Annotated in this window: 4 protein-coding genes; 1 reads left to right on the top strand and 3 read right to left on the bottom strand. The window is 71.6% G+C overall.

Annotated elements, in window-relative coordinates:
* Positions 1-88 precede the first annotated feature (88 nt).
* A complete protein-coding gene (locus tag TFC3_RS17880; protein WP_067501085.1) occupies positions 89-1,564 on the top strand; it encodes a gluconokinase in 1,476 nt (491 codons plus the stop codon).
* Between the two features lie 10 nt (positions 1,565-1,574).
* On the opposite strand, the gene TFC3_RS17885 is transcribed toward TFC3_RS17880, so the two are convergent.
* The 3 genes from TFC3_RS17885 to TFC3_RS17895 form a co-directional block, all read right to left on the bottom strand.
* Positions 1,575-4,256, bottom strand: a complete 2,682-nt coding sequence (locus TFC3_RS17885; RefSeq protein WP_067501088.1) for a S9 family peptidase — start codon at positions 4,254-4,256, stop codon at positions 1,575-1,577.
* A 53-nt stretch (positions 4,257-4,309) separates the two neighbouring features.
* Positions 4,310-4,906 (bottom strand): hypothetical protein, encoded by a 597-nt coding sequence (locus TFC3_RS17890; RefSeq protein WP_067501090.1) that lies wholly within the window; start codon positions 4,904-4,906, stop codon positions 4,310-4,312.
* A 128-nt stretch (positions 4,907-5,034) separates the two neighbouring features.
* Positions 5,035-6,063, bottom strand: coding sequence for a glycoside hydrolase family 26 protein (locus TFC3_RS17895; RefSeq protein WP_082772127.1), 1,029 nt, complete (start codon positions 6,061-6,063; stop codon positions 5,035-5,037).
* Positions 6,064-6,159 lie beyond the last annotated feature (96 nt).

Genomic DNA, 6,159 nt, shown 5'->3' on the forward strand with positions numbered 1-6,159 from the left:
CCGCTACCGCCGGTGCGTCACGGCGGGCGTTCGCGGCTGCGGTTGGTTAGCATTGCCACCGATCAACCCGCCGACGACGAGGACCGCGATGACCGACGATGACGTTGCCCTCGACAAGGCCCTCGACCCGCTGGTCCTGGCGCTGGACATCGGTTCCACCGCGACCCGGGGCGGCGTGCACGACGCGTCCGGACGGCGGGTGCACGGGCTGCAGCACAAGGTGCCGCATGCCTTCACGGTCGCCCCCGACGGCACCTCGATCATCGACCCCGACCAGGTGACCGCGGAGGTCGAGCAGATTCTCGAAGCGGTGACCAGCGACCCGCGGCTGGGCACCCGCATCGCCGGCGTGGCCATGGACACCTTCGCGGCCTCGCTGATCGCGGTCGACCCGGCCGGGCACCCGCTTACCCCGTGCCTGACCTACGCCGACTCACGCAGCGCCGACGCGGTGACCGCGCTGCGCCAGGAGCTCGACGAGCACGCGGTGCAGCAGCGCACCGGCACCCGCTTGCACACCAGCTATCACGCCCCGCGCCTGCGCTGGCTCGCGGCGACCCAGCCGCGCATCGTGGCCGGGGCTGCCGCCTGGTGGTCGCTGGGTGAGTACATCTGGGCCCGGCTGATCGGCGAGCCGCTCGCCGGGACATCCACGGTGGCGTGGACCGGCCTGCTCGACCGGCGAACCGGCAACCTCGACGCCGAACTGCTCGGCGTCGCGGGCCTCGGCTCCGGGCACCTCACCCCGCCGCGGGACACCAGCGAACCGGCAACCCCGGCGGCCCCGGCCCGCTGGCGCGCCCTGGCCCGGGCCGTCTGGTTCCCGGTCATCACCGATGGCTACGCCAGCAACGTCGGCTCCGGGGCGATCGATGCCACCGTGCTCACCGCGGCCACTGCCACCAGCGGTGCCCTGCGGGTGCTGCTCGACGGCCCGGCCGACCCGCTGCCGTCCGGGCTGTGGAACTACCGGGTGGAGGCGGGACGCACGCTGCTCGGCGGGGCGATAAACGATGTGGGGCGCGCCGTCAGCTGGGCGCAGAGCACCTTGCAGCTCAGCCCGGAGCTGTCGCCGGTGCTGAGCGCGGCGCCGAGCGAGGCCACCCCGCTGGTGCTGCCGTACCTCACCGGCGAACGCGCGCCCGGCTGGGCCGGTGCGGCGCGGGCCGTCTTCGGTGGGGTGTCGGCGGCTACGGACGCCGACGCGTTGTTCCGCGGGATCATCGAGGGCGTGGCGATGACGTACGCCCGCGTGGCCGGCGAGCTGCAGCCGGCCGCCCCGCAGATCGTGGAGGTCGCGGCGGCGGGCCGGGTGAGCAACGATCAACCCGAGTGGCTGCAGGTACTCGCCGACGTTCTCGCCCGCCCGGTCACCCATGTGACCCGGCGGCGGGCCACCCAGCGCGGCACGGCGCTGATCGCGCTGGAGGTGCTAGCACCGGACATGGCCCGCGCGCCCCGCACGACCGGAGCCACCTACGAGCCCCGCCCCGCGTATGCCGAGTACTACGCGGGGCGGCGCACGCGGTTCGCCGAGGTGTACGACGCCCTCGTGCGGGGCTGAGCAGCCCGGGTCAGCCGGTCACGGTCCCGGTCACCGGGGCCAGGCCGGTGCTCTCGTCGAAGTGCAGCTCGACCACCTCGGCAGGCTCGTTCAGCGCGTCGGTGATGGTCGGCACGGTGAGCTCGGCGCTGGTTTGACCGGCGGGGATGTCGGCGTACACGGTCAGCCAGGTCTGCGACAGCGGCAGCGACGGCTCGGGGTCCTGCCCGGCGTACTCCTCGAACCAGTGCGGATCCACGTCGGTGCTGGACAGCTCGGTGCCGGTGACCGGTGCCGCCGGGGAGGCCCACAGGGAGATGGTGGTCTCCGCGGGCGCCGACAGCTTGACCTGCCAGCGCAGCACGCCGCCCTCGGCCACCCGGTCCGCGAGGGGCGTGATCGTGACAGCCGGGGCCGGGTCGTCGTTGCGGACGTCGATGCCGCCCACGTAATCGCCGATGACCAGCCCGCGTTCGGCCTTGGCGGTCAGCATCTTGCCCTCGTCCTGGCCGTACAGGGTGTCGCCGGTGACCTTGACAGGCACCCGGATCGACCGGTCGCCGGGGCGCACGCTCGCCACCCAGGACGTGGTCTCCCAGGTGGTCATGTCGGTCAGGAACAGCCGCACCTTGCCGCCGCCACGCCCGGTCACCTTCACCGGGATGACGTGGGTACGGGTGCCGGAGTTGCCCTCGTCGACCGCGAGCTTGCCGATGTCGATGCGCGGCAGTGCCGCCTCGCGCGGGTCGGGCGTGCCGGCGCTCCAGCCCCAGGCGTCGATCAGCCAGGCCCGGCCGGTGGCGGTGCGCGGGGTGAGCTGCAGCTGGGCCAGCTTGCCGGAGAAGCGGCCGAGCGGCACCCGCACCTCCCGCGCCCAGTACGAGGTGGTGCTCGCACTGCCGGGTAGCCCGTCGACCTGGACCTCACCCAGCGCGCTGCGCCGTCCGCGGTCGTCGATCACCGTCACGCCGAAGCGGGTGCCGGTGGTGTTGGGCGGCACCATGAGCCGCAACGCCAGATCCCGGGAACCGCTCAGCGACACCGGGCGCGCCGGCTTGAGGGTGAGCGGCCGGCCGGCGACCGGCCAGGTGAGCTCGGCGGCGTACCGGCCGGGCTCGGGCACGATGCCGCCGAACGCCACGAAGTGGGCCGAACTGGTGGCCTGGTCCTGCTGGGCCAGGCAGGCCTGGGCGGGCTGGACCGCGATCTGGGCGCAGATCCGGGCGCCGCCGGTGGCCTTGACGGACGGGTCCGGGAGCACGGCCGGGATGCGCCGGGCGCCCAGGGCATGGCTGAGGACCCGGACCGGACCGGCGGACGCGGCGCGCACGCCGGTGCCGTCGAGCAGTGGACGTACCCGATCGTCGCGGGCCACGAACAGCCGCGCGGCAGCGGCGGCATAAACCGCGCCCACGGTCTGCTCCTGCCGGGCCGTGAGCCGCGTGGGCGTGCCGGGCGAGCACACCGGGTCGGTCGCCTCGCTCTGGAAGTCATCCCACGCCGGCGCCACCGCCTGCCCCGGGGTCCACTCGGTGTTGAAGAAGTTGTGGTTCGCGCCCACCACGTACAGCGAGCTGTGCAGCGCCTTGCCCCGGCTCACGCCGCGCGTCTCGTCGATGAACATCTGGCCCTGCAGGTCCGAGACGTCACCGTCGCAGCCCGGCAGGATCGTCGCCGACGGCACGTCCGGGACCGGATCGTGACCGAAGATGGTCGGGCCGACCAGCAGCAGGCCGCGGATCGTCCAGCGCACCTTGCCGTGGTAGCCGTCCTGCGCGGCCGGTGGCGGGGTGAGCGTGTCCATGGCGGCGCGGCTCACGCCCTCACCACCTCGCGAGTGGCCCATCAGCAGCACCTGGGACAGATCGGCGCGGGGTGCGCTGCGCACGATCGCCGGGGCCGTCGACCGGGCCTCGCCGGACCAGGCCGCCCACTCCGCCAGGTGCTGGCGGACCAGCGACGAGCGGGCCTGCGCGCCGCCGTCCTCGACCGCCCAGTCCTGGCCGTTGATGCCGTTCGCCGCGATGGAAACCGTGACGTAGCCCTGTGCGGCAAGCAGCTCCTGGGCCTGCAGATAGCCCCGGTAACTGGGAATCGGCTTGGTGCCGGCCGGGCACGGCCAGTCCTGCGGGCCGCCGTCCTCGGTGCCGTCGTAGCAGATCGAGTGCCGGCCGTGCAGGAACAACGCGAGCGGCCGTTTGCCGGATGCGTTCGCCGGGGCCACCACGACGGCCTGCATCTCGACCTTCTGCGCGAAGTCCGGCAGTTGCACGCCGGCCAGGGAGTATTCGCCGCGGATCGTCCGGTAGGGACCCTTGATGCCCGGGTCCACGGGGTTCGCCGCCTGCGGGGCCAGGTTCGGGACCGCCGCGGTGGTCTGCCGGCGGGCCGCGGGCGCCGCTGCGTCGAGACGTTTGCCGCCCGCCCGGACCTGCAGGGAATCCAGCCCGCGAGAATCAACATCCAGCTTGTACGTCCGCTGGTCGCGCTGGGGCTCGGGCCGGCCCAGCAGCTTGTCGCCGTCCCAGAACTCGACGGCGGCATCGCCCATCGGGATCGGCTTGTCCGAGCGCCAGGTGAGCTGGCCGCCCTCGACGGACCACCCGCTGGGCAGTGCGGTGGAGGCCGGCGGCGGCGGTTGGGCCGCCGCCGGTCCACCTGATCCGGCGATCAGGGCCGCGACGATCGCGACCGAGGTAAGGGTTCTGCGCATACGCCTACATCTAGCCGATGCGCGCAACCACGTTGATCAATTTTTCAGCACCGTCAGTCCAGAACCGGGGCCGGTCCGTTGTCGACGATCTTGAAGGTGGAGACCAGCGGCGCGTCGCCCAGCTCCTCCAGGATCAGCCCGGAGTTCGCGAAGTACTGCAGGTACGCCGAGCCGTTGCTGATCGCGTACGTCGTGGTGCCGGCCTTCTTGACGGCCTTGACGGTGAACCGCTGGGCGCTGCTGCGGGTGTCACAGGCCGCCTTGCGCACGGTCAGCGATGCGGTGGTGTGCGGGTTGTGGACCTTCCAGCACGAGGGCTCGCCACCGGTCGCGGTGTCCGGCGTCGCGGTGCGGATCAGGTACTTGTCCCCGCCGAGCGGCGCCAGCACGAACAGCGTGTGCCCCTCGTCGCCGTCCACCTCGCCGAGCCGGCCGTTGTCCAGCAGCGACAGCGCACCTTCGAACGCCTCGGCCCGCACGATGGCGACCTGGCGCTTGCCCTGCAACACCGGGTTGGGAGCGGGCGCCGCCGCGGGCTTCGCACCGGCCGGCGGCGCGGTGGCGGCGCTGGCCTGGGACATCCCCAGTGCCGCGATCATCGTGCCGGTCGACGCCACCAGCGCGGCTCCGGCCATCAGCTTCCTGCTCATCGGGGGATCCTTCCTTCGTCAGGTGCCGGGCCCGAGCAGGCCCGGCTCGATCCGGTGTCGGCACCGGTTCGACACCCCGGACACGTCCGGGGTCACCTTCTGATTTCAGGAACCAGGAACTTTTTCGCCTACGGGTTCAGATAAGGGTCCTTGGCCATCTTCTGGTACGCCGTGAGCGCCGAAGCTGATGAGTTGATCTGCCAGTGACGTTCCTTGTCGACGTCGAACCAGACGATCGCCTTGATCAGCGGGTAGGTGGTCTTCAGCGTCGGGACGACCTCGGTGATCCAGCTCGCCTTGCTGCCCCCGGCCTCGTCCGAGGCCATCTCGGCGATGATGATCGGCTTACCCTTCGCGGCGAGCTGGGGGTACAGCCGGCTGAAGACGCTGCGGAAGCTCTGCCATTCGAAGTCGGGGTCCGAAGTCCCCCAGTTGTAGCCGTCGATGCCGGTCCAGTCGACGTACTGGTCGCCGGGGTAGTACTTCATCGCCGCCGGGGAGTCCCCGGAGTCCTCGTTGTTCGGGCACCAGGCCCACACCACGTTTGTCGCGCCGCGGGCGGTGAAGATGTCATGGATGTGGCGCCACGCGGCGATGTACTTGGCGGGGTCGTGTCCACCCCAGCCCTCGTCGCCGTTCATCTCCGCGGCGAAGTCGACGAAGAACTTCTTGCCGAGCGCCTTGGCGTCATCGGCGCGCTTCTTCAACATCGTGTCGTACCGGCCGTTGGTGATGTCGGTGAAGTTGATGTTGTTCGGCTCGACGTTGATCAGGGGCACCCGGCCGTCGGCGAAGTCCGAGGTGTTCACCGGTGACTTGACCCAGTCGTCCTTGAAGTCGTAGTAGGTCAGGTGCACTGCCGGCTTGCGTCCGATGCGCTGGTCGGTCTTCGTGACCGTGCCGTTGCCGTAGTAGTGGCCCAGCAGCGCGCCCTGGGCGGGAACCAGGGCAACGCTGCTCACGGCGGTGGGGGCCGCCGGGCCGGAGGTCTTGGGTGTGGGGATCGCCCGGCCGGAGGCGCTGGGTGCGGTGGTTGCGGCAAAGGAGTCGGCCTGGGTGGCCGCCACCGCAGCCCCGGCGACCACGAGCAGGCCCACCGCGACGCTTCGGACCAAGCGTGGGGATCGGGTGGGCTTTCGTTCGGGTTGGGTGTTCATGGCACCAGCGTGACAAGACGACCATGAGCGGAGAATGAAGTCAGCGGGCGGTGACGCAGGGCAATACCAGCTCGACCAGGGCTCCGGGCCCGCCGG

The sequence above is a fragment of the Actinoplanes sp. TFC3 genome (assembly GCF_001553785.1).
In the GTDB taxonomy this organism is placed as follows: Bacteria; Actinomycetota; Actinomycetes; order Mycobacteriales; family Micromonosporaceae; genus Actinoplanes.